The following is a 26,180-nucleotide window of genomic DNA, read 5'->3' on the forward strand; positions in this document are numbered from 1 at the left end:
ATTCAGATCATTCGCGTACCAACCCAATGCCCGGAGAAGGCTATGTTAAGCAAGCGTGAACAAGATCCAGCCCCCACTGTTCGTTTTCGCAGCGACCGCGTTTCCCGTGTCAATGGCCTCTACTTCTTCAGCACCCGGGAAAACACCCTCGAAGGTCCGTTCATGAGCAAGGAAGACGCTGCACGGGAAACCGAGGTCTATGTCCGTCGCATGCAGGCGGCCAGCGCGTATCAGCCAGGCATGCCCTCCTCGCTCAACGGCTGACCGATCCCGCCTTTAGGATGATTGCGGCGAAACGTCTCTTCGCCCATTGCTGCAATCTGTCCGTCGATCAGTGCATCGAACGGACGCAACAAGCCCTCGAATGATGTCTCCGGCTCCAGCGTGTGCAGCGCATGGACGATGGCCTCCAGCGTCGACAACGCGTCGGGGCCCGGCGCCTTGCGCAATCGATAGCGTGAGGGCGGCGCGTCCGTCAGCACGACCCTGGGCAACGCCGCCAGCAAGGGGTTGAGGTGCAGCAACTTGCGCGCCTTGCGCCAGGTGCCATCAGGCACGACGAGCAGCAGGGGCACTCCGTCGGCACGGCTGGCTGTCAGCGCCACGGCCTCCTCCCCCGGGAATAGCAGACACGCTCGATAACCGGGCCGGCTCAGCCATTGCGTCAGATCCTCGAACACCTCCCCCACGTGCAACTCCGCATTCTCAAGGCCCAGGGCTGCCAGGCGCGCCGTGTTGAGCGCGTGATTGACCTCACTGGGATGCTGCAAAATCAACACTCGCGTCCGGCTGCCCAACGCGGGAATCAGCGCACACAGGCAATGATTGGTCGGACGCAGGCAGCGTTCGCAGCGGGCACGGGACATCGTCGGTTTCCTACAGTGGATTGAGCTGCGCTTTAAGCAGATCACGAAAGGTCTGAATCAGCGGCTCACGGCTGCGACCGCGGCGCAGGATCATTGAGAACGGCGCCTGATAGCCAAAGGTTGCCGGCAGCAAGACCCGCAGGTGCCCGGAATCCACCCACGATTGCGCGTAGTGCTCGGGCAAGTAACCGATGTAGGCGCCGGACAGCACCAGAATCAGCTGCGCTTCCATACTCTCGACGGTCGCGGCGCTGTGCTTGAAGCCGTGACGGGCGAGTTCGGCCTGGCTCCAGTAGCCGCGTCCGACCATGCGCTGTTGAGTGATGACGGGCTCGGGAATGCGCCGCTCGGCATACAGCGCGTGGCGATTGCTGCAATACAGCCAATGCTGCTCGCGGTACAGCGGCTGATAGAGCAGGCCGTTCATGCGCGTGGAAAACGATCCGATCGCCAGGTCCAGCCGGTTGTCCAGCACGCCCAGCTGAAGTTCGTAGGGGCTCATCACCGCAAGGTGCAAATGCACGGCCGGATGCTCCGCACTGTAGGCGCCGATGACTTCCGCAAAGGGCAATGCGCGGTCACTGACCGTCGAGTCCAGCACGCCGAGATTGAGCGTGCCGCGCAGCTCGCCCTTGAGCGCAGCGGCGTAGAGTTCGAAGCCTTCCAGCTCGCCGAGCAGGCGCAGGGTTTCCTGATGAAACAGCTCGCCCTTGCTGGTCAGGCTGAACCCGCCACGCCCGCGATGACAGAGCACGATGCCGAGCGCGGCTTCAAGCTGGCTCATGTAGGTGCTGATCGCCGAGGTCGACAGATTGAGTTCTTGCTGAGCGCTGGCAAAGCCCTGATGGCGCACGACGCAGGCGAAGATGCGCAGCAATTTGAGGTCGGGAAGCGCGCTGGGCATGGGGTTTCCAGAATGGTTTTCCGCGCAGCTTACCCGATACTTCAGGAATATCTGAACTAAGTATTTCGCCTGACGGATTGTTCGCGGCGGGTCCGGTCAACAGAATCGGCTCCATGCCGGAAGCTTGCTTCCGCCCCTTTTGCTTACCACCGATGAGGCATTCCCGTGGACAAGATTTTCCATCAACCACTGGGCGGCAACGAAATGCCGCGCTTCGCCGGCATCGCCACCATGATGCGCTTGCCGCACCTGCAAACCGCGGCCGGGCTGGACGCGGCGTTCGTCGGCGTGCCGCTGGACATCGGTACGTCCCTGCGTGCCGGCACCCGCTTCGGCCCACGGGAAATTCGCGCCGAATCGGTGATGATTCGCCCTTACAACATGGCCACCGGCGCCGCCCCTTTTGACTCCCTGTCAGTGGCGGACATCGGCGACGTGGCGATCAACACGTTCAATCTGCTGGACGCCGTGCGCATCATCGAAGAGGCCTACGACGGTTTTCTCGAGCACGGCATCATCCCGCTGACCCTCGGCGGCGATCACACCATCACGCTGCCGATCCTGCGCGCCATGAAGAAGAAACACGGCAAGGTGGGGCTTGTGCACATCGACGCCCACGCGGACGTCAACGATCACATGTTCGGCGAGAAGATCGCCCACGGCACCACCTTCCGCCGAGCGGTGGAGGAAGGTCTTCTGGATTGCGATCGGGTGGTTCAGATTGGTCTGCGTGCCCAGGGCTATACCGCCGAAGATTTCAACTGGAGCCGCAAGCAGGGGTTCCGCGTGGTCCAGGCCGAGGAGTGCTGGCACAAGTCGCTGGCGCCGCTGATGGCCGAAGTGCGCGAGAAGGTGGGCGGCGGTCCGGTGTACCTGAGTTTCGACATCGACGGCATTGACCCGGCCTGGGCGCCGGGCACGGGTACGCCAGAGATCGGCGGGCTGACCACCATTCAGGCCATCGAAATCATCCGTGGGTGCCAGGGGCTGGACCTGATCGGCTGCGACCTCGTCGAGGTCTCGCCGCCCTACGACACCACCGGCAACACCTCGTTGCTGGGCGCCAATCTGCTCTACGAAATGCTCTGCGTGCTGCCCGGCGTGGCACACCGCTGACAGACCACATTTGAACCGCCGACCCCTTCCCTGCTAAAGCCGGCCCCACAATGGGTGTGCGCTGTTTCAATAAGGCCAGACGCGCTGCTTTCTAGTGGGACCGGCTTCAGCCGGGAAGAGGCCTGTATGAGCATCCTCAATTTTGCGGTGTAGCGCCTGACGCCTTCCCGGCTGAAGCCGGTCCCACATGTGTGCGCTGCATCGGGCGCGCCGTTCTTTCACTCCTCGCCCGTTACAAAAAATCCGCACACACCTGCCATTCGTGTCTCGCCAACTTGGGCTAGCCTTAGTCCGAGACCGCCGACGTTGCGCATCGCAGCGCAGGTTTTCAGGGTGGTTGCCCACTGGGCATTTCTGCCACAACCCTCTGTTTTTTGATGTTGGGGTGATTACCACTTGAATCAAGCAGAGGCCTGCCATGAAGCGAAGCGAAGTCAGACAACATGTCATCGACACAATCGGAAAGATTCTGGTCGACAAAAGCCTGATTCAGGAAGAAGAGGACGTGACGCTGAGCGCTCTTGAGCTGGATGAAGCCGACTTCAACGAATTTTTTTCAATTCTGCAAAGCGACTTTGGCGTTGTCCTCCCGAATCAGATCAAGGCCGACATAGCAGGTATGTCCGCGCACTCACCCTACGGACAACTGACGCTGCAGGGCCTGGTTGACCTGATTCTCGTCGAGAAGAAACGCAGAACCCACCACTGAGGGGCAATCGGGATCGATTTGGGAAAGCAACTGAATCATACGGGAGAGGTGACCGAACGGTCGGGGAAAACAGAGCGGGCTATCGGGCGATAGCGCCGCTTTTTTTACACGTGTTACCGGGCACTCAACGGCGTGGACGGCGACGCTCATCATCGTTGCTGCGCACGGGAATAGGTTGCAGCTTTGGCTTTTCAATTAACCCGAGCGCGACGCCTACATCGTGAAGCCATTCTTGCAATTTGCTGTTCATATAACGCCCCCTTCAGGGAAATACTCGGCAGCCAATGTCCGAACTGCCTAGAGCAGATCATAGTGCTAAGGCGCACTTTACGCCTGCTACCGAGTGTCGCGGCAGGAATTTTTCGCCTTGCATGAGGATGTGACAGTGCAAATCGGCCATTCGAAGCCATCACGCGACAAACGGCAGGGCCTTCAACCTGCCACCACGGGCGTCATCACCGCGCATTCATGGGCCTGGCGACGTCTGGCCAGCAGATAGAAGACCCCACCACCCAGGAAACATCCTGTAAACCATGCAAAGTTCGCCATCGGCTGCAATGCCGGGATGAAGGTGATGGCAATGCCTGCCAGGGTTGCCAGCAACAGCGCCTTCACCGCCGTGTAATTCACCCCGCCGGTGTACCAGTAGCGTCCGGTCGGCCCATCGTTGAACAGCGCGTCGACGTCGATCTGTTGCTTTTTGATCACGTAATAATCCACCAGCAAGATGCCGAACAACGGCCCGATGAACGCTGCCAGCACGTCCAGCGTGTAGTGGATAACGGCGGGGTTGTTGAACAGATTCCATGGTGTGATGAAGATGGACGCCACCGCCGCGATCATCCCGCCTGCGCGCCAGCTGATCTTGCTGGGGGCGACGTTGGCGAAGTCGAACGCCGGCGACACGAAGTTGGCGACGATGTTGATGCCGATCGTCGCGGTCACGAAAGCAAATGCGCCAAGAAGCACAGCGATGTCATTGTCGATGCGCGCCACCGTGGCGATCGGGTCATGCAACATCTCGCCGAACACCGGCAACGTTCCCGAAACGATGACAACGGTGACCAGTGAGAAGGCCAGAAAATTGATCGGCAGCCCCCAGAAATTGCCGCGCCGTACTTCGGACATGCTCCGGCAGTAGCGACTGAAGTCGCCAAAGTTAAGCGTAGGACCCGAGAAGTAGGACACCACCAGCGCCGTGGCCATGATCACTTGGGAAAACGCTTCCCAGCCGGTCAGCGATTTTTCGGAGAGGGTAAAACTGATGTTGGTCCAGCCCGCCTTCCAGACAATCCAGCCCGCCAGGATGAACATCACGGCGTAGACCACAGGGCCGGCCCAGTCGATGAAGCGGCGGATCGAGTCCATCCCGGTCCAGAACACAGCCGCCTGTACCACCCAGAGCGCCAGGAAGCCGAACCAGCCGAGGTAAGACAAACCTGCAAAGTGCGGCTCTGCGTAGACCGACATCTGTGGGAAGAAGCGCAGCACCACGATGATCAGCGCGCTGGACGCCAGGTACGTCTGCACCCCGTACCACGCCACCGCGATCAGACCGCGGATCACCGCCGGAATATTCGCACCGAACACGCCGAAGGCCAGACGGCAGATCACCGGATATGGCACGGCGGCCTGCTGACTCGGCTTTGCCAGCAGGTTGGCGATCACCTGAATAATGCAGATACCCGCCAGCAGCGCGATCAGCACCTGCCAGCTCGCCAGCCCGAGGGCAAAAAGGCTGGCCGCGAAGACGTAGCCGCCCACGCTGTGCACGTCACTCATCCAGAACGCGAAAATGTTGTACCAGGTCCATTTCTGCGGCACGGGGCCCAGGTCCTCGTTGTACAGGCGGGGGCTGTAGCCCTTCGGCAATGGCTCGGTCATCGCATTTCTCCCTCATAAGGACGAAGCGGCTCCCGGCATCACACGTGCACACACTGCGTACGGGAGCGCGTGTGGGTTGTATACGAAACAGGAGGCAGAATGCGTGCCATTGCCGAAGAGATTCGCGTGCAAGACGCCAAGACAGCGGGTTTCGGGCAGCCGATGAGGCCAAGATGTCAGATTTTCAAAGCTGGGCTTGCAGACGCCGCGCCTGCCCACAGTGCACCGTGACCAAAGTCGGTGCATTTTTAACGGGCAGGAAATGGGCTGATGGATGAACGAGAAGGTGTATACGATCAGCGCGGGTTTTGGTTCAACTTATAAGCCCTGGCCTCATCGCCTCCCCTTCGATTAACGCCCGCAATCACTCCGGCAGCTGGGCCAGTCCATCCGGGTCGGTCATTGCCCGCTCCAGCAGATCCGCCGGCAGACTCTTGCTGGCTCGCGCGCCCAGCAGCTTGAGCTGTTCGCTGCGGCTGACCAGATTGCCGCGCCCCTCGACGAGCTTGTTGCGCGCGGCGCCGTAGGCCTTGTCCAGCTGCTGAAGGCGGTTGCCGACTTCGTCCAGGTCCTGGATGAACAGCACGAACTTGTCATAGAGCCACCCTGCCCGTTCGGCGATCTCCCGCGCATTCTGGCTCTGCCGCTCCTGCTTCCACAGGCTGTCGATGACTCGCAGCGTTGCCAGCAGCGTGGTCGGGCTGACGATCACGATATTGCGGTCGAACGCCTCCTGAAACATGTTCGGCTCGGCCTGCAACGCTGCAGAAAACGCCGCCTCGATCGGCACGAACAGCAAAACAAAATCGAGACTGTGCAGCCCCTCAAGGCGTTTGTAGTCCTTGCCGGACAGGCCTTTGACGTGATTGCGCAGGGACAGCACGTGCTGTTTCAGCGCCGCCTGGGAAATCACCTCATCGTCGGCTGACACGTACTGTTGATAGGCCGTCAGGCTGACCTTCGCGTCCACCACGACCTGCTTGTCGCCGGGCAGCATGATCAGAACGTCGGGCTGGAAGCGCTCGCCGTCGGGGCCTTTCAGGCTGACCTGGGTCTGATACTCCCGGCCCTTTTCAAGTCCGGCATGTTCGAGCACCCGCTCCAGAATCAATTCACCCCAGTTGCCCTGGGTCTTCTGCCCCTTCAACGCACGGGTCAGGTTGTTGGCTTCGTCGCTCAGGCGCAGGTTGAGCTGCTGCAAGCGCTCCAGCTCCTTGCTCAGGGAGAAACGTTCGCGGGCTTCGTTCTGATAACTCTCTTCGACGCGCTTTTCGAACGACTGGATGCGTTCCTTGAGCGGGTTGAGCAACTGCCCCAACTGCTGCTGACTGGTTTCGGCAAAGCGCTGCTCGCGTTCATCGAAAATCTTGCCGGCCAGCTCCGCAAACTGCGCACGCAGCTCATCGCGGGAGCCTTGCAGGTCGGTGAGGCGCTGCTGGTGACTTTCCTGCTGTTCACGCAGCTCGGCGCCCAGCGAGGCGCACTGGGCGTCGAGTCGACGCAGTTCGGCTTCTCTGACGGCCCGTTCGCGCCCCCAGTCTTCCTGGGCCTCGCGCGCACCCTCATGCTGTTGGCGCAGCAATTCCACTTCCCGGCGCAGGGCCGCCAGGTCCGCCTGCTTGACCGCATTGGCTTGGGCAAGGTCGCTGATCTCGTCGCGACTGGCGTCGAGCTGGGCATTCAAGCCATCCTGGGCCATCTGCGCATTGCTCAAGCGCTCGTCGAGCAACGCGGTGTCCGCTTCCCGTTGCGCCAGACGCCGCTGCAACTGCCACGCCAGCCCCAACAAAGGCACCGCTGCCACCGCCAAACCCAGCAACAGGCTGGTTAACTCAAACACCATAAAATCCAGACTCCGACATTCATGCAGACCGCATTATGCGCAGAAGCAGGCTCGACGTCCGATCCGGGTAAATCAGTGCCTCGGAAAAAGAAAACCGCCAGCGGGTGCTTCAAGAGCGCCGCGATAGAGCCGGCGCTTGGGACAATCCACAGAACCTGTGGATAACTCAGTGGACAACACCCCTTAAGCTCTCGCAAACGCACGTAGAATGGGGCCTGCGTTCAAACTGACGATTTTTTCACCAGCGTAAAAAAACGATGGTTTTCATTGACTTAATAATTCGTTGCATTAAATCAAGCGCTTAGCGGCCGACGTGACAGTGACATGACAGATACCTTTCGCAATGTGCACAAGTTCATTTCGTCTGTTCATAAGCCCGTTTCGACAGCCCCCATTGCCAGTGGAAATTCTCGGGAATAAGGCACTGGGCCACCTTTTCTGCCCGATATGCTGTACGCTCTTTCGCCCGCTTTGCGGCATACGTCTGCCTTATTGCAAATCAGTGCTTGCTTTGCCCCAGCGACTCCATTAGCATCGCCGCCGTTAGTACCAAGCTGAAAGTCAATTCTGATCGAACAAATCCCCCAATCCCGGTTCGCCAACTGAGCGAACGGATTGAAAAAAGGGATCGATCACCTCGATGGTTTCCAGACATGAACTCACACGACCTGCCGTCAAAACGGAGGGGTGTGTAAAACATTCATGCTCTACCCAACCAGCCTGCAAATTGATCAGGATCTTCACCTCGAGCATCGAACCTTAGCTCTTGTTGTGTTGCCTGCCCTCCTAAGTACCTACCAGTCAGCCCCGCGCCACACTTTAAACGCGCTCAACTGGCTGCTTTTGTTCCAGACAGGTTCTGCGCCCTGCCCTTGACTCGCATTCGAGCATCGGTCCGCGTTTACTGGAACGTTTTAATTTTGCACGCCTCTTATTGCGTGTCGATTCAGGAAACACCCATAACATGACTACCCATATCCAGACTCAAAACGCTATTCGTACACTGACCAACGCTTTTGCTCCAATGAACTGCCTGATCATGGCAGCACGCAAAGGCTGCTTCAGCTTCACCATCGTCAACGAGCACGGTATCGCCCGCCACAGCGAGCGTTTGTACCCGGATCAATACTCCAGCGACGCTCCGCTGCAGGCTGTGATCGACCGTACGCGTCAGGCCCTAGTTGCCTGATATGGCTGCCTGACACCGTTGCCTGATACCGTCCGTCGGTTAATATCGCTGCATCGACAAGGCCTCACCCGATAAAGGTGGGGCTTTTTTGTGTCTGTTTTACTTACATAAAAAGCGAGAGCTGCAGTAATGAATGCCGGTCAACGTGGTGATGCTGCACGGGAACTGACCGTAAAACAGACCTTTACACCGCAAATATCACACTACACTTCAAGTCAGCGGCCCCGGTCGCTGCCGGTGGGCCCACTCCATCCCTGCTGCCAAGCGCCAGGGCCTGCCGACTCATCAACTCCCCGAGGGTGTTATGGGAATCGCCGCCAGTGAACTGTGTCGCTATGTCATCCGCCCGATACTCGTCTACCTCGGCCGACACAATCGAGCGGCCGAATCCCTGCTACTGGGCGTCGCCGCCAGCCAGTCCGCGTTAGGCGCCGAGCTGGATAACCCACGCGGCCACGGGCTTTACAGCATCGCCGACACCCAGCACCGCCAGCTGTGGGATCACTACCTCGCCCGCGATCCGGACCTTGCCAGCCTGGTTCGAGGCCTGGCCAGCCAGCACGCGTTTCTCACCGGCCCCGATCTGGAACTGACCGTCAACCTGCGCTACTCGACCGCCATCGCCTGGTTGATGGTCGAAGCGAGCCATATGTCGCTGCCGGATGCCGATGATTCGCTGGCCATGGCGCGGATGTGGCGCGAGGTATTTCAACCTGGCGGTCAGCTTCAGGATTTCACCGCGGCTTGGCAAACATGGGTCAGCCCCCTGTTTCAGTCCTCGCCAGCCATTTCGTGACCGAGTGGTATTCAACGAAGAAGCGGCGAACTTTCAGGATTGTCCTACAAGAACCGCTCTAAATAGGCTGATTCGGGCTATGGCGCGGGGGCGGAAATATTGGTAATTTCCGCGCGGTGATCAACAAGGAGTTCTAACAATGAAAAAAACAATGATCAAATCCAGCCTCAGTTTCGCCATCACTCTTGCCTCCACCCAGATTTTTGCATCCGGCTTTGCCCTGAATGAGCAAAGCATCAGCGGCATGGGGACCGGTTTTGCGGGCCGTACCTCTTCTGTCGATGACGCCAGCATCGTGTACGGCAACCCGGCCGGCATGTCGCGCCTCAAGCGCGCTCAGGCGACCGTGGGGGTCGCCGCAATCGATGCCTCCACCGACATTACCGACACCAGCGGCCGCAGCACCGGCTCGAACAAAGGCGACATGGTGCCTTTCATCGCCGTACCGATGGGTTTCTACGTGAACCCGGTCGACGAGCACTGGGCGTTCGGCTTCGGTGTCTACGCGCCATTCGGCCTGGTCACCGACTATGAAGACAACTTCCAGGGCCGCAACTTCGGCAGCAAGAGCATCGTCAAGGTCGTGACCTTCCAGCCGACCGTCAGCTACGCCTTCAACGACAAGGTATCGATCGGTTTCGGCCCGACCATCAACCGTATTTCCGGTGCGCTGGAATCGGCACTCAATGTCAGCCCGCTGCTGGGTGCCCGCACCGGCGACGGCCGCGTGCAGGTCAAGGGTGATGACGTCGGTTACGGTTTCAACGCCGGTATCCTGGTGCAAGCCACCGATACCACCAGCGTTGGCCTGACCTACCACTCCAAAGTGACCTACAAGCTTGAAGGCCACACCGAAGTGACCCCGGGTGCAGGCGTGCCTTCGGCCATCCTGCCGGGCGGTCGCTATGACGCCAAGCTGAACATCGATACACCGGAAACCGTCGACTTCTCCGTCACTCAGAAAATGAACGACGCCTGGAAGCTGTACGCCGGTGCAACGTGGACGCGCTGGAGCCGTCTGGAAGACATCACCGTTCAAAACTCCGGCATTACGCCGGTGTCTCGTCGCGACGCTACTCAGTCTCTGGTCGGCACCATCAAGGAAGAGCAGAACTGGCACGACACCTGGGCCTACGCCGTGGGTACGTCGTATCAGTTGAACAAGCAGTGGGTGCTGCGTACCGGTCTGTCGTTCGACCAGTCGCCGACCAACAACGAAAACCGCTCGCCGCGCATCCCGACAGGCGATCGCACGATCTTCAGTCTGGGCGCCGGTTACAGCCCGACCGACGACATCACCATCGATGTGGCCTACTCCTACTTGCAGGAAGAGAAGGTCAAGGTCGCCGACGCGAACGCGCTGGGCCAAAGCTACAACGCCAAGTACGACAACAGCGCCAACGGTTTCGGCGTGGGCATGACATACCGCTTCTGATGCAGTGGGCGGGACAGGCCGATCACCTGTCCGCCCTATAGAAAACCCCGCAGCCAGCGATGGATGCGGGGTTTTTCGTTGTGGCCCGTCTGCTTTGCGTCAGCGCGTTTTTAGGGTTTGGAAGCGATAGCCTTCTCGATGGCTGAAATCAGCTCGGGATCGTCCGGTGCGGTCTTGCTGGAGAAGCTGGCAACCACGTTGCCTTTGCGGTCGACCACGTATTTATAGAAGTTCCAGCTTGGCGCGCTGCTCTGCCTGGCAAGCACCTTGAACAGGTTGATGGCGTCGGCGCCACGCACCGGCTGCGGCTCGGTCATGGTGAAGGTCACGCCGTAGTTCACGTAGCAGACCTTGGCGGTTTCGTTAGCGTCTTTGGATTCCTGCAGAAAGTCATCAGAAGGCACGCCAAGGACTTCCAGCCCCTCGCTTTTGAAGCGCTGATTGAGGGCTTCAAGGCCTTTGAACTGCGGCGCGAAGCCACAGAAGCTTGCGGTGTTGACCACCAGCATCGGCTTTCCGGCGAACTGTTTGCACAGGTCGATCTCCTGTTTCGCCCGCAGCTTGGGCAGCTCGCCCTGCAGCAGTGGCGGGCAATCGGCGGCCGCGGTGGCGCCACTGAGGGCAAGCAGAAGCAAAGGCGCGTGAATCCAGCGAAGGGCCATGGTGACGTCCATTCATGAGCGGGCAGGAAAGGTGGAGCTGTCGCTACGCTACTCCGCCGCGCGATGTATGCCTAGCGCGCCACAGAAACGTGGCTATTAGCTGGCTTTTCGGTCGCCATGAACGCCCGCTGGATCGCCTGGGGCGGCTCGCCGAAGTTGCGCAGAAACGCCTGGCGCATCCTTTCTCGATCGCCGAAGCCGGTTTCCCGGGCCACCACTTCGATGGGGTGCCGACTGGTTTCCATCATCGCCCGCGCGACTTCCACCCGCAGGCATTCGATGGCTTTGGCCGGGGTTTGGCCGGTTTCCTCGCGAAACACCCGACTGAACTGGCGGGGGCTCAAGCGGGCAATGGCCGCCAGCGCGTCTATTGAAAGATCGCTTTTGAGGTTCTCGCGGGCATAGGCCAGCACCAGTTGCACACGATCGGACTTGGGGTCCAGCTCCAGTAACGTCGACAACTGGGAATGCTCGCTGCCGCGCCGCTGATAAATCACCAGCTTGCGCGCGACCTGCCGGGCGATGTCGGCGCCGAGGTCGTTCTCGACCATCGCCAGTGCGAGATCAAGCCCGGCGCTCATGCCCGCGCCGGTCCAGATCTGGCCGTCCACGGTGAACAGTTTGTCGTCCTCGACACGAACGTTCGGGTAGCGCTTGCGAAACTCCGGGGCGTGAATCCAGTGCATGGTCGCGCGCTTGCCATCGAGCAGGCCCGCTTCGGCCAGCACAAACCCGCCCGTGCACAGCGACGCCACGCGACGCGATTGAGCCGACGCGGTGCGCACGAACTCAAGCAGGCTGGGGGTGGGCAATTGCAGGTCCATGTAGCCGCTGACAATGATGGTGTCGTAACCGTCGGGCTGCAATGGCGTGGTGTTGACCGAGAAGCCTTCGGACGACATGACCGCCCCGCCGCTTTCGGACACCAGATGAAAGGAATACGCCGCCTCGCCCTGCATCAGGTTCGCGCAGGTCAGCACGGAACCGACCGACAGACTGAGGGACTGAAATTGCGGGTACACCACCAGCGCAACGCTATGCATGACACCTCTCCGGTTGGTCCGGAACACCATGGATAAATCTTCGATTAGCTAGCGTAGCGGGTTTGTAGGAGCGTGGCTTGTCCCGCGATCTGGCGCGCAGCGGCAGCAAGTCTGCTTACGGACTGTCTGGCACACCGCCGCGCAGGATTTTGCTGCCGGTTCCCGGCAGATCGCGGGACAAGCCACGCTCCTACTCCTACTCCTACTCCTACTCCGCACGCCGCACGCCGGCGGCAGGACACTGCATCAATCGCACATCAACGCCAATGTGACCAGCACCAGGGTTTCGAGCAGTTCAAGCATCGCGCCGGCGGTGTCGCCAGTGCTGCCGCCCAGACGTTGCATCATCACCCGGCGCAGCCATAAGAAACCGCCCGTCGCAATGACCAGCACCCACGCCGCCGCGCCGCCACCGATGAGCACGCAGACCACCGCCACCGCTGCCAGCACCTGCACCCCGGCCTTGCGCGGCAGGTGATCGGCCAGCGCCTGGCCCAGCCCGCCCGCGCGCACATATGGCGTGTTCAGAAACAGCACCAGCATCGCCGCGCGGCCGATCACCGGCGCCAGCAGCAGGCCAATGCCCGTGTGCGCTTCAATCAACGCCAGCACAGCGCTGAACTTCAACAGTAACACCACCACCAGCGTCACCACCGCAATCGGGCCGCTGCGCGGGTCTTTCATAATGAGCAGCGTGCGTTCACGGTCGCCGAACCCACCGAGCCAGGCGTCCGCGCTGTCGGCCAGGCCGTCCAGGTGCAGCCCTCCGCTGAGCATGACCCACGCCGCCAGCAGCAGGGCGGCATGCAACAGGGTCGGCGCGCCGTCGAGCAGGTGATTCAGCGCCATCAACAGCACGCCGAACAGCAACCCCACCAGCGGGTAGAACAGCAGCGAACGTCCCGATTCCTGGGGCGTCGGCATGCCCGGCAGGCGAATCGGCAGACTGCTGAGGAACTGCAAGGCGATCCAGAACGGCAGCATTTAAACCTCCGTCAACTCACCGTCGGCCTGGACATCGAGGCCGAACATACAGCCGTGTGCCACCGTGACCTGCAGCAATTGCTCACGGGGCAGACCGCGGGCGCGGGCCAACAGCAGACGCATCACCCCGCCATGGCTGATCAGCAGAATGCGCTGTCCGTCATACGCCCGCTGCACCCGCTCAACGGCAGCCAACACGCGAGTGGCAAACGCCTCAACCGGCTCGCCGTTGGGTGGCGTAAACCCGTACGGATCCTCCCAGAAGCGACCCAACCCGGCAGCATCGGTTTCCATCAACTGCGCGGGGCTCTGCCCTTCCCAGTCACCGAAATGCAGTTCCTGAAGACCGGCTTCCAACTCCACGGGCAAGCCCAGTCGCTCGGCCAGCTCGTCGGCGAAGCGGGCGCAGCGTTGCAGCGGTGAGCTGACGATGCGGTCCCAGGGGCCACGATCAATCACCGCCGCGCGCATCTGCTGCCAGCCGGTGTCGGTCAGCGCATCGTCAATACTGCCGCGCAGGCCGCCGCCGAATTCGGTTTCGCCGTGGCGCAACAGGTCAAGATGCAAGGTCATGCCGGGCGGTCTGCCACAGCGGCTTCAGCGAAGGTCGCCATGCCGTTATGCAGCTCACAGGCCAGACGCAACAACGGCACCGCGAGCGCCGCGCCACTGCCTTCGCCCAGACGCAATCCCAGGTCCAGCAACGGCTCGGCCTGCAGCGCGTCCAGCACCAGACGATGGCCCGGCTCGGCGCCCCGATGGCCGAAAAACAGCCACTCTTGGCACGACGCATTGATGCGCACCGCCACCAGCGCCGCCACGGAACAGATAAAGCCATCGACCAACGCGACGATGCCCTCCTGCGCACAGGCCAGGTAGGCGCCGACCAGCGCCGCCACTTCAAACCCCCCGAGGGCGCACAGACTGGCCAGGGCGTCACCGACGGCGTCGGCGTGCAGCCGCAGGGCCCCTTCGATCACCTGGGCCTTGTGGCTCACGCCCTCGGCATCCAGACCGGTGCCGGGGCCGACCAGCAAGGTGGCCGGACAATCGAGCAGCGCGCAGGCCAGCGCACTGGCGACGGTGGTGTTGCCGATGCCCATTTCGCCGCCGATGAACAGCTGAGTACCTGCGGCCTTGGCGCGCAACACGCTGTCGCGACCGCCTTCGAGGGCGGCGTGCAGTTGCGCCTCCGTCATCGCCGGGCCATGGGCAAAATTTGCGGTGCCCGGGCCAAGATTGAGGTGGCGCACACCCGGCAGGTCCAGCGGTGCAACCGTGCCCAGATCGACCACGTCCAGCTGCGCGGACAGTTGCCGGGCCAGCACGCTGATGGCCGCGCCGCCCATGATGAAGTTGTGCAGCATCTGCCCGGTCACTGCCTGCGGGTACGCCGAAACCCCTTCCGCGACCACGCCGTGGTCACCGGCAAAAATCGCGATCCAGACCTCATCGACCTTCGGCTTCGGGCGACCCTGCAGGCCGGCCAGTTGCACCGCGGCGTGTTCAAGCCGGCCCAGTGAGCCGGTCGGTTTGGTCAGTTGCTGCTGCCGGGCCATCGCGTCGTCGCGGCTGGCGTGATCGACGTCTCGGGCAGGCGCGAGCCACCAGGCGTTACTCATAGTGCGGGTCCTTTCAGGGTCATGGGCAGTCCGGCGACGGTAAACACCACGCGATGGCAGCGTTCGGCCAGCGCCTGATGCAGCCAGCCGGCTTCATCGACATAACGACGGGTCAGCTCACCGAGGGGCACGACGCCGAGCCCGGTTTCGTTGCTGACAAAAATGATCTCGCCCGGCCATTCCGCCAGGCCATCGAGCAAGGCTTCACGCTCTTGAGCCAGGCGCTGCGGATCGTCGAGCATCAGCAGATTGGTCAGCCACAGGGTCAGGCAATCCACCAAGAGGCAGCGGCCCTCCCCGGCGTTTTCCCGGAGCACGCGGGCCAGCTCGACGGGTTCCTCGATCAGCCCCCATTCAGCTGGCCGACGCTCGCGGTGCAAGGCGACGCGCTGGTTCATTTCGCCGTCGAGGGGCTGACTGGTAGCGATATAGATGACGTCGAGGCCGCTGTCGCTGGCGAGTTTTTCAGCCAGCCGACTTTTGCCGGAACGCGCACCGCCGAGGATCAATTGCAGCATCAGGGTTGCTCCAGGCCGCAGAGTTCACGCAGCAGTGTGCCGTCCAGGTGAGTTTCGACCAGATCGGCGAGGCGTTCGATGTCGCGCTCGCGCAAAGCGTGGTAATCGACCGACTGCACATTCTGCAGCCCGGCCCATCGCAGCAAGGCGCTGCTCGACGCCGGGTTCTCGAACAGACCGTGCAGGTAGGTGCCGAGCACTTGGCCGTCAGGGCTGCACGCGCCATCGCAGCGGCCGTCGGCGAGCTGGACCAGTGGACGTTCCAGCGCCGCGCCGGTGGTCACGCCCGCATGAATCTCGTAGCCGATGACGTCGGCGTCTTCGAGGGTAAGGCGACCGCTGACGTTGCGCAGTTGCTTCTCTTCTTCCAGCACCGTGCTCAGGGCCAACAGCCCCAGGCCCGGGCTTGACCCGGCAGCGCCTTCAAGCCCCAGCGGGTCATGCAACTGCTCGCCGAGCATTTGCAGGCCACCACAGATGCCCAGCACGTTGCCGCCGTAACGCAGGTGGCGGTTGATGGCGGTGTCCCAGCCATTGGCGCGCAGATACGCGAGATCGCTGCGAACGCTTTTCGAGCCGGGCAGGATGATCAGGTCAGCATCAGGAATCGCCTGCCCCGGCCCGACGAATTGCAGATTGACCTGGGGGTGCAGACGCAGCGGGTCGAAGTCGGTGTGGTTACTGATGCGCGGCAACACCGGCACGATGACGTTGAGCACCTGCTCGGCCTTGTCGGCCTGACGCTGGTCGAGGCCGTCCTCGGCTTCCAGGTGCAGGTCCATCACGTAGGGCAGCACGCCAACCACTGGTTTGCCGGTGCGCTGTTCGAGCCAGTCGAGGCCGGGCTGAAGCAGCGCGATGTCGCCGCGAAAGCGATTGATGATGAAGCCCTTGACCCGCGCCTGTTCGCTGGGCGACAGCAATTCCAGTGTGCCGACCAGATGGGCAAACACCCCGCCGCGATTGATGTCCGCCACCAACAGCACCGGGCAATCCACCGCTTCGGCAAAGCCCATGTTGGCGATGTCGCCGGCACGCAGGTTGATCTCTGCCGGCGACCCGGCGCCTTCGACCATCACCACCGGCCAGCCTTCGCTGAGGCGACGATGGGAGGCGAGTACGGCCTGCATGGCGATGGCTTTGTAGTCGTGGTAGGCGACGGCGTTCATGGTCGTGACGGCGCGACCGTGGATGATCACTTGCGCGCCGGTGTCGCTGTTGGGTTTGAGCAGCACCGGGTTCATGTCGGTATGGGGTTCGAGGCCGCAGGCCTGGGCTTGCACGGCCTGGGCGCGGCCGATCTCGCCGCCGTCGGCGGTCACTGCGCTGTTCAGCGCCATGTTCTGCGGCTTGAACGGCACGGTGCGCACGCCCTGCCGGGTCAGCCAGCGGCACAGCGCCGTCACCAGCGTGCTTTTGCCGGCGTCGGAGGTGGTGCCCTGAACCATCAGGGTTTTGCCGAGGGTCATGGGCGCTCCCGGGAGAATTCGCTCAGCGCCTGTTCCAGACGCTGCCAATCCGCTTCTTCGCGGGGCAGGCCGAAACGCAGGCTGCTGTTGTGGGTGAAGATGCGCAGGAGGATGCCCCGCTGTGCGCAGAATTCGTAAAGCGCTTCCGCCAGCGGCGTGATCAACCACTGGAACAGCGCGCAACCGCCCTTGGGCGCGAAGCCGTGGCGATTGAGCACGTCCACCAGACGCTGGCTGGCCTGCTCGGTGCGCTGACGCTGGCGTTGATGGCCGGCGATATCGTTGAGACAGGCCTGACCGATGATCCGCGTCGGCCCGCTGACCGACCATGGCCCGATCTGCCGCGCCATGACTTTCAGAAAGCGCGGCTCCGCCAGCACAAAACCCAGGCGCACACCGGCCAGGCCGAAAAACTTGCCGAACGAGCGCAGCACGATCAGGCCCGCGCGCTGGGTGTACGCCGCCAGGCTCAACTCCGGCGTGTTGTCCATGAACGCTTCGTCCACCACCAGCCAGGCGCCGCGCTGGGACAGACGCGCGTGCCATTCCAGCAGGCGTTCGGGCGGCAGGCTCAGGCCGGTGGGGTTATTCGGGTTGACCACGACGAGCACATCGAGGGTGTCGATGAACCGCTCCACTTCGTTCTCCAGCACTTCGCGCACCAGAAAACCGGTGTTGCGCCAGGCCTCGGCGTGCTCGGCGTAGCACGGCGACAGCACGCCCACCTTCCCCGCCTGACGCAGACGCGGCAGCGCCTGGATCGCCGCTTGGGAACCGGCCACCGGCAGCACGTCCGTGGCGCCGTAGTAGCGACGGGCAGCGATTTCCAGGCCGTCATCGGTTTCCGGCAAACGCGCCCATGCCGCTTCGGGGATCGCAGGGATCGGCCACGACCACGGCGAAATCCCGCTGGACAGGTCGAGCCAGTCCGCCTCATCGATGCCGTATTTCAGGACTGCGCCACGCAATCGGCCGCCATGTTCAAGCATAAAATTCTGTCCCCAGACACAAGATCAGCAACCACAGCCACACGCCGCGCTGCACCAGTTGCCAACCGCGATCAATAGAGTCAGCGTCCGCCGGCACGCCTTCGCCCAGGGTCGCGCGCTCATGCAGTTCGCCGTGATAAATCGCCGGACCACCCAGTTCGACGCCCAACGCACCGGCACCGGCCGCCATCACCGGGCCTGCGTTCGGGCTGTCCCACTTCGGGGCCTGGGTGCGCCAGCAACGCAGGGCCAGTCGGGTGTTGCCCAGCAGCGCGTAGGTCAACGCCACCAAGCGCGCGGGAATGTAGTTAAGCAGGTCGTCGATTTTCGCCGCCGCCCAGCCGAAGCGTTCGAAGCGTTCGAAGCGCTCGTTGCGATAGCCCCACATGGCGTCGAGGGTGTTGCTCAGGCGGTAGAGCACGACGCCCGGCGCGCCCAGCACGACGAACCAGAAAATCGCCGCAAACACTGCGTCGCTGCCGTTTTCCAGCACCGATTCCGTGGCCGCACGGGCCACTTCGGTGCTGTCCAGCTCGGAGGTCTGGCGACTGACCAGGTAACCGACCCGCCGGCGCGCTTCGTCCAGATTGTCGCTGCGCAACGCCTGGGCAACCGGCTCGACGTGCTCGCCCAGACTGCGCAGGCCCAACGCGCAGTAAAGCGCCAGTACGTCCACCAGCCAGCCAACGAACGGCAGCCAGCTGAGTAACGTGGCGATCAGGGTCAGCGGAATGACGGCGATGAACCATGCGCTCACGCCATGGCTGCGCCAGCCCCGGCCGGCGGCGTTCAGGCGCTGTTCGATACGCTCGGCGAAACGGCCGAACGCCACCAGTGGGTGGTTCCGTTTTGGCTCGCCGAGCAGCGCGTCCAGCGCGACTCCGGCGACGCTCAATAACGCCACACTCATGCAATCACTCCCCATGTGTTCTCGTAGACCAGCTCTTGCAACGCGCGCGGCTGCGCCCAGCCTTCCATCACCAGCATCGGCGCCGGGTAGAATTCCTTTACAGGGCCCAGGCACAGAATCGCCAGGGGTTTCGAACCGGCTGGCATCTGCAGCAGATCGGCCAGGGCCTGGGGGTCGAACAGCGACACCCAGCCCATGCCAAGGCCTTCGGCACGCGCCGCCAGCCACAGGTTTTGAATGGCGCAGGACAGCGACGCCATGTCCATCTCCGGCAGGGTGCGGCGGCCGAAGATGTGTTTGTCGCGGTCATCCATCAACGCGGCGACCAGCACTTCGGCGCAATCGCTGATGCCCTCGACTTTCAGCTTCATGAAATCGTCAGACCGCTCGCCTAAAGCTTCAGCGGTACGAACGCGCTCCTCCTCCACCTGCGCCTGAATCTGCGCGCGCAAGGCCGGGTCGGTGATGCGCAGAAAGCGCCACGGCTGCATCAGGCCAACGCTCGGTGCGTGGTGCGCGGCTTCGAGCAGACGGGCCAGCAACTCCGGCGCGACCGTGCCACCGCAGAAGTGGCGCATGTCGCGACGCTCGGCGATGGCGCGGTATACGGCGGCGCGTTCGGGGTCGGTGAACGTGTGGTCAGTCATGCAAGCGAGCTCATGGCAAAAACAGCGCCGCCATCGCCTGGGGATTCGAGGGGAAGTAGAAGTGCACGTACGACGCAGTCATGCGCCCTTCCCGGTACACCGCTTCGGCACCGCGCCCGCCATTGGGGCTGAGGCCGCGGGCGATGGGGGTCAGTTCGGTGCTGGTCAGGGAATGGTGATAGGTGTGGCCACGCAGCGTGCCTTCCGGCAGCTCGACCGATTGCAGGGCCAGGGCTGCCAGACGCTTCTGCATCACGGCTTCACCCTTGAGCAAGCCCACCCCTTCGGCGCGCTGGCCGTCGACATCGGTCAAGGCATCGAGCAGGTACAACATGCCGCCGCATTCGGCGAGCAGGGGTTTGCCGGCGGCGTGGTGCGCACGAATCGCGGCGAGCATGCTGTGGTTTTCGGCCAGCGCCGTGTGATGCAATTCCGGGTAGCCCCCGGGTAGATACAGGCTGTCGGCGTCGGGTAATTCCCGGTCGCGGAGCGGCGAGAAGAACGACAGTTCGGCGCCCATCTCCCGTAGCAGGTCAAGGCTGGCACCATAGAAAAACGCGAACGCCTCGTCGTGGGCGATGGCGATTTTCACGCCGGTCAGCAACGGCTCGGCGGGAACGAAGTCGGGCGCGGTGAAGGTCACGGCCGGCGGCAACGTGGCGTCGCAGGTGCTGGCCAGCGCGTTGGCAGCAGTGTCGAGGCGCATGTCCAGGTCATTCAGTTCACTGGCCTGAACCAGGCCGAGGTGCCGGCTGGGCAGTTCAATGCCGGTTTCACGGGACAGCGCGCCGTACCAGCGCAGGCCTTCGGTCAGGCTGCCTTCCAGCAACTGCGCATGGCGCACCGTGCCGACTCGATTGGCCAGCACGCCGGCAAATGGCAGATCCGGCTGATACCGCGCCAGTCCCAGCGCCAGTGCGCCGAAGGTCTGGGCCATGGCCGTGCCGTCGATCACCCCGAGCACCGGCACGCCGAAACGCCGGGCCAGGTCCGCGCTGGAGGGCGTGCCGTCGAACAAGCCCATGACGCCTTCGATGAGGATCAGGTCGGCCTCCGCGGCGGCTTCCCACAACAGGCGCCGACTTTCGTCCTCGCCGATCATCCACATGTCCAGCTGATACACCGGATGGCCGCTGGCGCGCTCGAGGATCATCGGGTCGAGAAAGTCCGGCCCGCATTTGAACACCCGCACCTTGCGGCCCTGATTGCGATGCAAGCGGGCCAGTGCGGCGGTGACGGTGGTTTTACCCTGACCGGACGCAGGGGCGGCGATCAATACTGCCGGGCAGTGCCGCGGTGGGCGCTCACTCACAGCTCGATGCCTTTCTGCGCCTTGATGCCGGACTGAAAGGCATGCTTGACCACGCCGATTTCGGACACGGTGTCGGACAGGTCGATCAATTCCTGCTTCGCCCCGCGACCGGTGACGATCACGTGCTGCATCGGCGGACGTGCCTGCAGGTCGCTCAGCACCTGCTCCAGGTCCAGATAGCCGTGCTTGAGGGCGATGTTCAGCTCATCGAGCACGACCATGCCGATGGAGGCGTCCTTGAGCATTTCACGGGTCACGGCCCAGGCGGATTCGGCGGCGGCAATGTCACGCTGGCGGTCCTGGGTTTCCCAGGTGAAGCCCTCGCCCATCACGTGGTAACGCACTTGTTCAGGGAAGCGGCGGAAGAACAGCTCTTCGCCGGTGCTGTGCCGGCCTTTAATGAACTGCACGACGCCGCACTTCATGCCGTGGCCCATGGCGCGGGCAAGCATGCCGAACGCCGAGCTGCTCTTGCCTTTGCCGTTACCGGTCAGGACCAGCAGCAACCCGCATTCATTGGGCGCGCTGGAAATGCGCTCGTCCATCACCGCCTTTTTGCGCAGCATGCGCGCCAGGTGGCGTTCGTCACGTTCGGGGGATTCGCTCATCTCAGCTCTCCGCTTGAGGGCAAGTGTGGCAAACGGAGGGCACAGGCAAAGACTGTCAGCAGGCACTGGGCAAAACCCGGCCTGCAGCAGAGCATCGCCCTCCGTGATGCTGTTCGATGGATCAGGCCGGTCTCCGGACTCACGAGTTGCCACAACCGTGGCAGGCCAGGCGCCTTCCCATGTTCAGCGAACACAGTGGCATTGTGCGTGGCTTTGACTCATCTACCGTTGCGGAGGCAGCGCCGGAATTGATCACACGAGCAATCGCACCGGCTTCCCTGTTTCACCCTGCGGACCTGACGGGTCCCGGGCACCTGAAACATGGCGCGAAGGTTAGAGGGTTGACTCGGGAGCGTCAATCGAACCGTAGGCAGACCGCCTCCGGCTAAACGGGATTTCACCCTGAAAGGCATACGTGCTCACCCAGCAACAGCGGATGAGCACAGTGCTCAGGAAGTCGCTATTGCCTGGCCAGGTTCGATGGCTGGATGACGCGCTTGGCATTCAGCCAGGCCTTTTGCCAATACGGCTTGTCGAGACTGTCGAGTTTGACCGTGCCGCCAGTGGCCGGCGCGTGGACGAACCGCCCTTCCCCGACGTAGATGCCGGCGTGACTGACGTGGGAGCCGCCACTGGTGGCGAAGAACACCAGATCACCGGTCTGCAACTGACTGCGATCGATGTCAGGCCCGCGCAGGGTGATCATTTCCCGCGTCGACCGAGGCAGGGTGATGCCCGCGGCGTCGTGGTAGACGTAGCCGATCAGGCCACTGCAATCGAAACCCGAATCAGGCGTGTTGCCGCCCCAGCGATAGGGCGTGCCGACAAGGCCGATCGCGCGCAACAGGACGTCGTCGGCGAGCGGTGAAGAAAACTGGGGAGGAGCGGACACCACAGGCCGGTAGACGACCTTGCGTGGAGCGGGCGGTGGCGTGCTGGAACATGCGGCCAGCAGCACAGCCAGGGAGGCGACGATCAGGCGAACCGTTAACGACATAAACACGACAACCTGTGCGGGGTGCAGCTTACTTTGCCGAGAGCCGGGATTGCACGCAAGAGGGTCAGGCCCTTTGCGCGCCCGGAATTAACGGTGCTGGCGCTTGATTGTAGTCGAGGTCATCGCGGTGGAAGTTGCAGGTACCGTTGACGATGCCGTTACAGGTGCCATTGCCAGCGCGCGTTTGGCTTCGATGAATGTCTTGGCCCAATAGGCATCGTCGAGGCTGTCGACACGGACTCCGCCACTGCGACGACTGCTGGAGTGGATGAACTGATCATCGCCCAGATAGATGCCGGCATGGCTGACACGGCCGCGGCCGGCGGTGCTGAAGAACAGCAGATCGCCTGGCTTGAGGTCATTGCGCTTGATGAGGGGGGCATCGATATTGATCATTTCGCGGGAAGAACGCGGCAGGCTCATGCCCGCCTCTTCACGGAACAGATAACCGATGAAACCGCTGCAATCGAAACCGGAGGTGGTCGACGTACCGCCGAAGCGATAGCGAGTGCCTATCAAGGATTTGCCGCGTTCGAGGATGCTGTCAGCCAGAACCGGCAGGCGGTAAGGCTTGTTGTCGGCAAATTGAGCGAGTTCATCTTCGGTAGCGACTTCGTCATCCAGTACGGAGGATGCGTAATCAGCACGCTTGCTGGCGGATTGAGCGGTGGCAGAGTCCCGGAACTGGGGGTTTTGCGACTGTTGTTGCGACGTCGGCATCTGGGCCGCGCAGCCGAACAACAGCGTGACGAGTGCGAGAGGCACGAGGGGTGCGAAGCGGTTTAGCATGTGCACGACCGTGGCTGAAGTGTAAAGAAGCCGAGACTATGCCTTCAATCGTACCCATTTGCAAATTCAATCGAAACAAATGTGACTTACGATGTCGTCCATCACTTCTAAGGCTCTACACCTCAGAAACACATCCATGTGCGCGGAATGATCGGTCGGCGAAGGGTTTATCTCGGCAGTAAAGCCGCCCGTCACCCGAGCGCGCAGCATGGGCTCATGAATGTACGGGAAGCTGGCAGTGGTTCCGATGCTGAGCACAGCGTCAAAACCTTTTGCCATCTCCTCCTGAAGCACATTCAATGCCAACTCCGGCAACATCTCCTGAAACAACACCACCGATGGCCTCAAAACGCCACTACAGCGGGGGCACAGCGGTGGCAGTGGTCGACTAAGGTGCTCGCTTAACTGCGGATCTACGGCGCCACAAGATTGACAGTACAGCGGCGCCAGCTGTCCGTGGATCTCGATCAACCGCTCTGGCGGACTGCCCGCCGCCCTGTGATAGCCGTCGACGTTTTGCGTCAATACCCAGCACTCCGGCTTGCGCCGCTGCAATTCAGCGATGGCGTAGTGCGCCGCATTGGGACGTCCGCCCAGGCAAGCGCTGCTCAATTGTGCGATGTACTTCCAGCACAGCGCCGGATCACGCCGCAACATCGGGCCGGACAAGGCCATTTCGATGGGCAGGCCGTCGTCGGTCTCGCCGTTGTACAGACCGCCGACGCCGCGATAGGTCGGCAGCCCTGAATCCGCCGACAGGCCGGCACCGGTAATGATCAAAATCCGCGAGGCGTGGCGCAAGGCTGCTGCGGTTTGCAGGACCAGGGCCGGATCGACCACAGACTCGCTTACCAACCGAGGGTTTCTTTCAAGAAGGGAATGGTCAGCTTGCGCTGGGCCTGCAGCGATGCCTGATCGAGTTGCTCAAGCAAGTCGAACAGCGCGCTCATGCTGCGCTTGCCGCGGGTGAGGATGAAATGCCCTACCTCATCGGTGAGGTGCAGGCCCCGACGGGACGCGCGCAGTTGCAGAGCGCGGAGTTTTTCTTCGTCGGACAAGAGGCGCATCTGGAACACCAGCGCCATGGTCAGCCGGGATTTCAAGTCCGCCAGTTTGACCGGCAGCTCCCGGGGCGAGCATGAAGCGGCGATGAGCAAGCGTCGGCCGCTGTCGCGCAGGCGGTTGAACAGGTGGAACAACGCTTCTTCCCACTCGGGTTTGCCGACCACCGCTTGCAGGTCGTCGAGGCACACCAGCTCGTACTGCTCCAGATGATCGAACAGGCCGACACCTTGATCGAGAAGTTCGGCCATCGGCAGGTAAACCGCCGGCTCGCCCATCTGTTCGAAGCGCAGGCAGGCAGCCTGCAACAGATGCGTGCGCCCTACCCCGTTCTTGCCCCACAGGTAGATGAGGCTTTCTGTCCAGCCGGCCTCGGCTTCGCACAGCCGCTCGACATAGCCGAGTGCAGCGGCATTGGCGCCTGGATAGTAATTGATGAAGGTGGCGTCATCACGCAGACGCACACTCAGGGGCAGCTGAACTGGTTTCATGCTGGCTGAACGGTTCGTGACGAACCGCCAAGGGGCCTCTGTGAAAAGTGTGCAAAGTCTATACCCGCAGGGCTGGCCGCACAATGCGGCAGACCGCCAGCAAAATCAAAGGCTTGCGCAGGTCACTGGTATGACAGGGGATTACGGGAAAATCCCGTGGAGGAAAGAGACGCGCGGTGAACACCGCGCGCCTTCACGAATCCTGATCGGCAGGAATCAGAGATCCAGGTCATCCAGACCGCCGTAGATGTCCGAATCCTTGTACAGGTCATGAACATGGCGTACCAGGACCATGATCACCGCCGCCACCGGCAACGCCAGCAGGATACCGGTGAATCCGAACAGCTCGCCGCCCGCCAGAATCGCGAAGATCACCGCCACCGGGTGCAGGCCGATGCGGTCACCCACCAGCAGCGGCGTCAGCACCATGCCTTCCAGCGCCTGACCGACCATGAACACCGCGACGATGCCCAGCATCGGGTACAGGTCGCCGCCGAACTGGAAGAAACCGGCCAGAATCGCCGAGCCAATGCCGATGACGAAGCCCATGTACGGCACGATGGCCGCCAGACCGGCAATGACACCAATCAACAGCCCCAGCTCCAGCCCGACCAGCATCAGGCCGGCGGCGTAAATCACGCCCAGCGCGACCATCACCAGCAACTGGCCACGGATGAACGCACCCAAGACTTCATGGCATTCATCCGCCAGTGCGACGATTTTCTTCTCGCGGTGACGCGGCAGCAGGCTGCGCACCTTCGCCATCATCACGTCCCAGTCACGCAGCAGGTAGAAACAGACCACCGGGATCAGCACCAGATTGGTCAGCCAGCCGATGAGCGCCAGGGTCGAGGTGGTGGCCTGGGACAGGACGATGCCGACGATGTCGCCAGTCTGACCCATGTGCTCCGAGATCGCCGCCTTGACCTTGTCGAACTTCCAGAACCCTTCTGCCAGCCCCAGTTTGGCCTGCGCCCACGGCATCGCGGTGTGCTGCAGCCAGTCGAGAATCTGCGGCGCCAGTTCGTACAGGCGATAAAGCTGCTTGGCCAGCATCGGCACCAGCACCAACAGCAGGCCCATGAAGATCAGGGTGAACAACAGAAACACCGTCACCACACTCATGGTGCGCGACAGCTTCAGTTTTTCCAGCCGGTCTGCCAGCGGATCGCCCATGTACGCCAGCAGCAGCGCCACCAGGAACGGGGTCAGAATCGAATGCAGCAGCCAGACGAACAAACAGACCAGGACAACCCCGCCCAGCCAGAACCAACGACGCGTATCAGTCATTACTGCCTCTTTCCCCAGGATGATGTGCTTCGTGCAACGTCGTTA

29 protein-coding genes and 1 riboswitch are annotated in these 26,180 nt (G+C 62.2%); of the genes, 6 read left to right on the forward strand and 23 right to left on the reverse strand.

What is annotated here, in order from left to right; translation table 11 throughout:
- Positions 1–42 precede the first annotated feature (42 nt).
- Entirely contained in the window at positions 43–264 is a 222-nt protein-coding gene (locus QWI18_RS09005) for a DUF6316 family protein (protein WP_192172835.1), read from the forward strand.
- Here the strand turns inward: QWI18_RS09005 and QWI18_RS09010 are convergent.
- On the reverse strand, positions 231–866 hold the full coding sequence (locus QWI18_RS09010; RefSeq protein WP_369318664.1) for a tRNA-uridine aminocarboxypropyltransferase: 636 nt from the start codon (positions 864–866) through the stop codon (positions 231–233). The genes QWI18_RS09005 and QWI18_RS09010 overlap by 34 nt on opposite strands.
- A gap of 10 nt (positions 867–876) precedes the next feature.
- Positions 877–1,770: a LysR family transcriptional regulator gene (locus QWI18_RS09015; RefSeq protein ID WP_065992937.1), complete on the reverse strand. Its 894-nt coding sequence runs from the start codon at positions 1,768–1,770 to the stop codon at positions 877–879.
- A gap of 165 nt (positions 1,771–1,935) precedes the next feature.
- Here QWI18_RS09015 and speB point away from each other — a divergent pair, with 165 nt between their 5' ends.
- Positions 1,936–2,886: an agmatinase gene (gene speB / locus QWI18_RS09020; RefSeq protein ID WP_065992936.1), complete on the forward strand. Its 951-nt coding sequence runs from the start codon at positions 1,936–1,938 to the stop codon at positions 2,884–2,886.
- A gap of 418 nt (positions 2,887–3,304) precedes the next feature.
- Complete coding sequence (locus QWI18_RS09025; protein ID WP_369318665.1) at positions 3,305–3,595, forward strand: hypothetical protein; 291 nt, start codon at positions 3,305–3,307, stop codon at positions 3,593–3,595.
- 124 nt (positions 3,596–3,719) lie between these two features.
- Here the strand turns inward: QWI18_RS09025 and QWI18_RS09030 are convergent, their stop codons facing one another.
- The 4 genes from QWI18_RS09030 to QWI18_RS09045 form a co-directional block, all read right to left on the reverse strand.
- Positions 3,720–3,845: a PA1414 family protein gene (locus QWI18_RS09030; protein WP_122535674.1), complete on the reverse strand. Its 126-nt coding sequence runs from the start codon at positions 3,843–3,845 to the stop codon at positions 3,720–3,722.
- A gap of 182 nt (positions 3,846–4,027) precedes the next feature.
- Entirely contained in the window at positions 4,028–5,479 is a 1,452-nt protein-coding gene (locus QWI18_RS09035) for an NCS1 family nucleobase:cation symporter-1 (protein WP_296308037.1), read from the reverse strand.
- A gap of 364 nt (positions 5,480–5,843) precedes the next feature.
- The gene (gene rmuC / locus QWI18_RS09040; protein ID WP_167355836.1) at positions 5,844–7,208 is read right to left on the reverse strand and encodes a DNA recombination protein RmuC; all 1,365 of its coding nucleotides are present in this window, start codon (positions 7,206–7,208) and stop codon (positions 5,844–5,846) included.
- Between the two features lie 675 nt (positions 7,209–7,883).
- A complete protein-coding gene (locus QWI18_RS09045; RefSeq protein ID WP_192133833.1) occupies positions 7,884–8,075 on the reverse strand; it encodes a hypothetical protein in 192 nt (63 codons plus the stop codon).
- Between the two features lie 211 nt (positions 8,076–8,286).
- Here QWI18_RS09045 and QWI18_RS09050 point away from each other — a divergent pair, with 211 nt between their 5' ends.
- From QWI18_RS09050 to QWI18_RS09060, 3 genes are all read left to right on the forward strand, one after another.
- Positions 8,287–8,511: a hypothetical protein gene (locus QWI18_RS09050; protein WP_065992924.1), complete on the forward strand. Its 225-nt coding sequence runs from the start codon at positions 8,287–8,289 to the stop codon at positions 8,509–8,511.
- 304 nt (positions 8,512–8,815) lie between these two features.
- Complete coding sequence (locus tag QWI18_RS09055) at positions 8,816–9,307, forward strand: hypothetical protein (protein ID WP_369318666.1); 492 nt, start codon at positions 8,816–8,818, stop codon at positions 9,305–9,307.
- A gap of 139 nt (positions 9,308–9,446) precedes the next feature.
- On the forward strand, positions 9,447–10,742 hold the full coding sequence (locus QWI18_RS09060; protein ID WP_369318667.1) for an OmpP1/FadL family transporter: 1,296 nt from the start codon (positions 9,447–9,449) through the stop codon (positions 10,740–10,742).
- A 110-nt stretch (positions 10,743–10,852) separates the two neighbouring features.
- Here QWI18_RS09060 and QWI18_RS09065 read toward each other — a convergent pair whose 3' ends face one another.
- From QWI18_RS09065 to QWI18_RS09145, 17 genes are all read right to left on the reverse strand, one after another.
- Positions 10,853–11,404 carry a glutathione peroxidase gene (locus QWI18_RS09065; protein WP_369318668.1) on the reverse strand — a complete coding sequence of 184 codons (552 nt, stop codon included), beginning with the start codon at positions 11,402–11,404 and terminating at the stop codon, positions 10,853–10,855.
- Between the two features lie 71 nt (positions 11,405–11,475).
- Entirely contained in the window at positions 11,476–12,447 is a 972-nt protein-coding gene (locus tag QWI18_RS09070; protein ID WP_369318669.1) for a GlxA family transcriptional regulator, read from the reverse strand.
- A 246-nt stretch (positions 12,448–12,693) separates the two neighbouring features.
- Positions 12,694–13,431: an adenosylcobinamide-GDP ribazoletransferase gene (locus QWI18_RS09075; protein ID WP_369318670.1), complete on the reverse strand. Its 738-nt coding sequence runs from the start codon at positions 13,429–13,431 to the stop codon at positions 12,694–12,696.
- A complete protein-coding gene (gene cobC / locus QWI18_RS09080) occupies positions 13,432–14,004 on the reverse strand; it encodes an alpha-ribazole phosphatase family protein (protein WP_192133842.1) in 573 nt (190 codons plus the stop codon).
- A complete protein-coding gene (cobT, locus tag QWI18_RS09085) occupies positions 14,001–15,053 on the reverse strand; it encodes a nicotinate-nucleotide--dimethylbenzimidazole phosphoribosyltransferase (RefSeq protein ID WP_369318671.1) in 1,053 nt (350 codons plus the stop codon). The genes cobC and cobT overlap by 4 nt, the downstream gene beginning before the upstream one ends.
- Positions 15,050–15,571 (reverse strand): bifunctional adenosylcobinamide kinase/adenosylcobinamide-phosphate guanylyltransferase, encoded by a 522-nt coding sequence (cobU, locus tag QWI18_RS09090; protein WP_065992905.1) that lies wholly within the window; start codon positions 15,569–15,571, stop codon positions 15,050–15,052. Before cobU ends, cobT begins: the two co-directional genes overlap by 4 nt.
- Positions 15,571–17,040, reverse strand: a complete 1,470-nt coding sequence (locus QWI18_RS09095; RefSeq protein ID WP_192133846.1) for a cobyric acid synthase — start codon at positions 17,038–17,040, stop codon at positions 15,571–15,573. Before QWI18_RS09095 ends, cobU begins: the two co-directional genes overlap by 1 nt.
- Positions 17,037–18,029: a threonine-phosphate decarboxylase CobD gene (cobD, locus tag QWI18_RS09100; RefSeq protein WP_369318672.1), complete on the reverse strand. Its 993-nt coding sequence runs from the start codon at positions 18,027–18,029 to the stop codon at positions 17,037–17,039. Before cobD ends, QWI18_RS09095 begins: the two co-directional genes overlap by 4 nt.
- Entirely contained in the window at positions 18,022–18,939 is a 918-nt protein-coding gene (cbiB, locus tag QWI18_RS09105; RefSeq protein ID WP_369318673.1) for an adenosylcobinamide-phosphate synthase CbiB, read from the reverse strand. The genes cobD and cbiB overlap by 8 nt, the downstream gene beginning before the upstream one ends.
- Positions 18,936–19,586, reverse strand: coding sequence for a 5,6-dimethylbenzimidazole synthase (gene bluB / locus QWI18_RS09110; RefSeq protein ID WP_192133851.1), 651 nt, complete (start codon positions 19,584–19,586; stop codon positions 18,936–18,938). The genes cbiB and bluB overlap by 4 nt, the downstream gene beginning before the upstream one ends.
- A 10-nt stretch (positions 19,587–19,596) precedes the next feature.
- Complete coding sequence (locus QWI18_RS09115) at positions 19,597–20,898, reverse strand: cobyrinate a,c-diamide synthase (protein ID WP_192133853.1); 1,302 nt, start codon at positions 20,896–20,898, stop codon at positions 19,597–19,599.
- A complete protein-coding gene (gene cobO / locus QWI18_RS09120) occupies positions 20,895–21,506 on the reverse strand; it encodes a cob(I)yrinic acid a,c-diamide adenosyltransferase (RefSeq protein ID WP_369318674.1) in 612 nt (203 codons plus the stop codon). The genes QWI18_RS09115 and cobO overlap by 4 nt, the downstream gene beginning before the upstream one ends.
- Positions 21,507–21,612: 106 nt before the next feature.
- Positions 21,613–21,839, reverse strand: a riboswitch (cobalamin riboswitch).
- Between the two features lie 127 nt (positions 21,840–21,966).
- The gene (locus tag QWI18_RS09125; protein ID WP_065992892.1) at positions 21,967–22,503 is read right to left on the reverse strand and encodes a C40 family peptidase; all 537 of its coding nucleotides are present in this window, start codon (positions 22,501–22,503) and stop codon (positions 21,967–21,969) included.
- A gap of 87 nt (positions 22,504–22,590) precedes the next feature.
- Positions 22,591–23,292, reverse strand: a complete 702-nt coding sequence (locus QWI18_RS09130; protein WP_369318675.1) for a C40 family peptidase — start codon at positions 23,290–23,292, stop codon at positions 22,591–22,593.
- A gap of 66 nt (positions 23,293–23,358) precedes the next feature.
- Positions 23,359–24,132, reverse strand: coding sequence for an NAD-dependent deacylase (locus QWI18_RS09135; protein WP_369318702.1), 774 nt, complete (start codon positions 24,130–24,132; stop codon positions 23,359–23,361).
- Positions 24,133–24,140: 8 nt separating this feature from the next.
- Positions 24,141–24,845, reverse strand: a complete 705-nt coding sequence (hda, locus tag QWI18_RS09140; RefSeq protein WP_037011979.1) for a DnaA regulatory inactivator Hda — start codon at positions 24,843–24,845, stop codon at positions 24,141–24,143.
- A 216-nt stretch (positions 24,846–25,061) separates the two neighbouring features.
- Positions 25,062–26,135, reverse strand: coding sequence for an AI-2E family transporter (locus tag QWI18_RS09145; protein ID WP_065992883.1), 1,074 nt, complete (start codon positions 26,133–26,135; stop codon positions 25,062–25,064).
- Positions 26,136–26,180 lie beyond the last annotated feature (45 nt).

It is taken from the genome of Pseudomonas sp. W2Oct36, assembly GCF_041060465.1.
Classification (GTDB): Bacteria; Pseudomonadota; Gammaproteobacteria; order Pseudomonadales; family Pseudomonadaceae; genus Aquipseudomonas; species Aquipseudomonas graminis_B.

What these genes read in the sequence shown, in the direction of transcription:
- QWI18_RS09005 (WP_192172835.1), top strand. Translation starts at nt 43, where the DNA reads ATGTTAAGCAAGCGTGAACAAGATCCAGCCCCCACTGTTCGTTTTCGC.
- QWI18_RS09010 (WP_369318664.1), bottom strand. Translation starts at nt 866, where the DNA reads ATGTCCCGTGCCCGCTGCGAACGCTGCCTGCGTCCGACCAATCATTGC.
- QWI18_RS09015 (WP_065992937.1), bottom strand. Translation starts at nt 1,770, where the DNA reads ATGCCCAGCGCGCTTCCCGACCTCAAATTGCTGCGCATCTTCGCCTGC.
- QWI18_RS09025 (WP_369318665.1), top strand. Translation starts at nt 3,305, where the DNA reads ATGAAGCGAAGCGAAGTCAGACAACATGTCATCGACACAATCGGAAAG.
- QWI18_RS09030 (WP_122535674.1), bottom strand. Translation starts at nt 3,845, where the DNA reads ATGAACAGCAAATTGCAAGAATGGCTTCACGATGTAGGCGTCGCGCTC.
- QWI18_RS09035 (WP_296308037.1), bottom strand. Translation starts at nt 5,479, where the DNA reads ATGACCGAGCCATTGCCGAAGGGCTACAGCCCCCGCCTGTACAACGAG.
- QWI18_RS09045 (WP_192133833.1), bottom strand. Translation starts at nt 8,075, where the DNA reads ATGCTCGAGGTGAAGATCCTGATCAATTTGCAGGCTGGTTGGGTAGAG.
- QWI18_RS09050 (WP_065992924.1), top strand. Translation starts at nt 8,287, where the DNA reads ATGACTACCCATATCCAGACTCAAAACGCTATTCGTACACTGACCAAC.
- QWI18_RS09055 (WP_369318666.1), top strand. Translation starts at nt 8,816, where the DNA reads ATGGGAATCGCCGCCAGTGAACTGTGTCGCTATGTCATCCGCCCGATA.
- QWI18_RS09060 (WP_369318667.1), top strand. Translation starts at nt 9,447, where the DNA reads ATGAAAAAAACAATGATCAAATCCAGCCTCAGTTTCGCCATCACTCTT.
- QWI18_RS09065 (WP_369318668.1), bottom strand. Translation starts at nt 11,404, where the DNA reads ATGGCCCTTCGCTGGATTCACGCGCCTTTGCTTCTGCTTGCCCTCAGT.
- QWI18_RS09070 (WP_369318669.1), bottom strand. Translation starts at nt 12,447, where the DNA reads ATGCATAGCGTTGCGCTGGTGGTGTACCCGCAATTTCAGTCCCTCAGT.
- QWI18_RS09075 (WP_369318670.1), bottom strand. Translation starts at nt 13,431, where the DNA reads ATGCTGCCGTTCTGGATCGCCTTGCAGTTCCTCAGCAGTCTGCCGATT.
- cobC (WP_192133842.1), bottom strand. Translation starts at nt 14,004, where the DNA reads ATGACCTTGCATCTTGACCTGTTGCGCCACGGCGAAACCGAATTCGGC.
- cobT (WP_369318671.1), bottom strand. Translation starts at nt 15,053, where the DNA reads ATGAGTAACGCCTGGTGGCTCGCGCCTGCCCGAGACGTCGATCACGCC.
- cobU (WP_065992905.1), bottom strand. Translation starts at nt 15,571, where the DNA reads ATGCTGCAATTGATCCTCGGCGGTGCGCGTTCCGGCAAAAGTCGGCTG.
- QWI18_RS09095 (WP_192133846.1), bottom strand. Translation starts at nt 17,040, where the DNA reads ATGACCCTCGGCAAAACCCTGATGGTTCAGGGCACCACCTCCGACGCC.
- cobD (WP_369318672.1), bottom strand. Translation starts at nt 18,029, where the DNA reads ATGCTTGAACATGGCGGCCGATTGCGTGGCGCAGTCCTGAAATACGGC.
- cbiB (WP_369318673.1), bottom strand. Translation starts at nt 18,939, where the DNA reads ATGAGTGTGGCGTTATTGAGCGTCGCCGGAGTCGCGCTGGACGCGCTG.
- bluB (WP_192133851.1), bottom strand. Translation starts at nt 19,586, where the DNA reads ATGACTGACCACACGTTCACCGACCCCGAACGCGCCGCCGTATACCGC.
- cobO (WP_369318674.1), bottom strand. Translation starts at nt 21,506, where the DNA reads ATGAGCGAATCCCCCGAACGTGACGAACGCCACCTGGCGCGCATGCTG.
- QWI18_RS09125 (WP_065992892.1), bottom strand. Translation starts at nt 22,503, where the DNA reads ATGTCGTTAACGGTTCGCCTGATCGTCGCCTCCCTGGCTGTGCTGCTG.
- QWI18_RS09130 (WP_369318675.1), bottom strand. Translation starts at nt 23,292, where the DNA reads ATGCTAAACCGCTTCGCACCCCTCGTGCCTCTCGCACTCGTCACGCTG.
- hda (WP_037011979.1), bottom strand. Translation starts at nt 24,845, where the DNA reads ATGAAACCAGTTCAGCTGCCCCTGAGTGTGCGTCTGCGTGATGACGCC.
- QWI18_RS09145 (WP_065992883.1), bottom strand. Translation starts at nt 26,135, where the DNA reads ATGACTGATACGCGTCGTTGGTTCTGGCTGGGCGGGGTTGTCCTGGTC.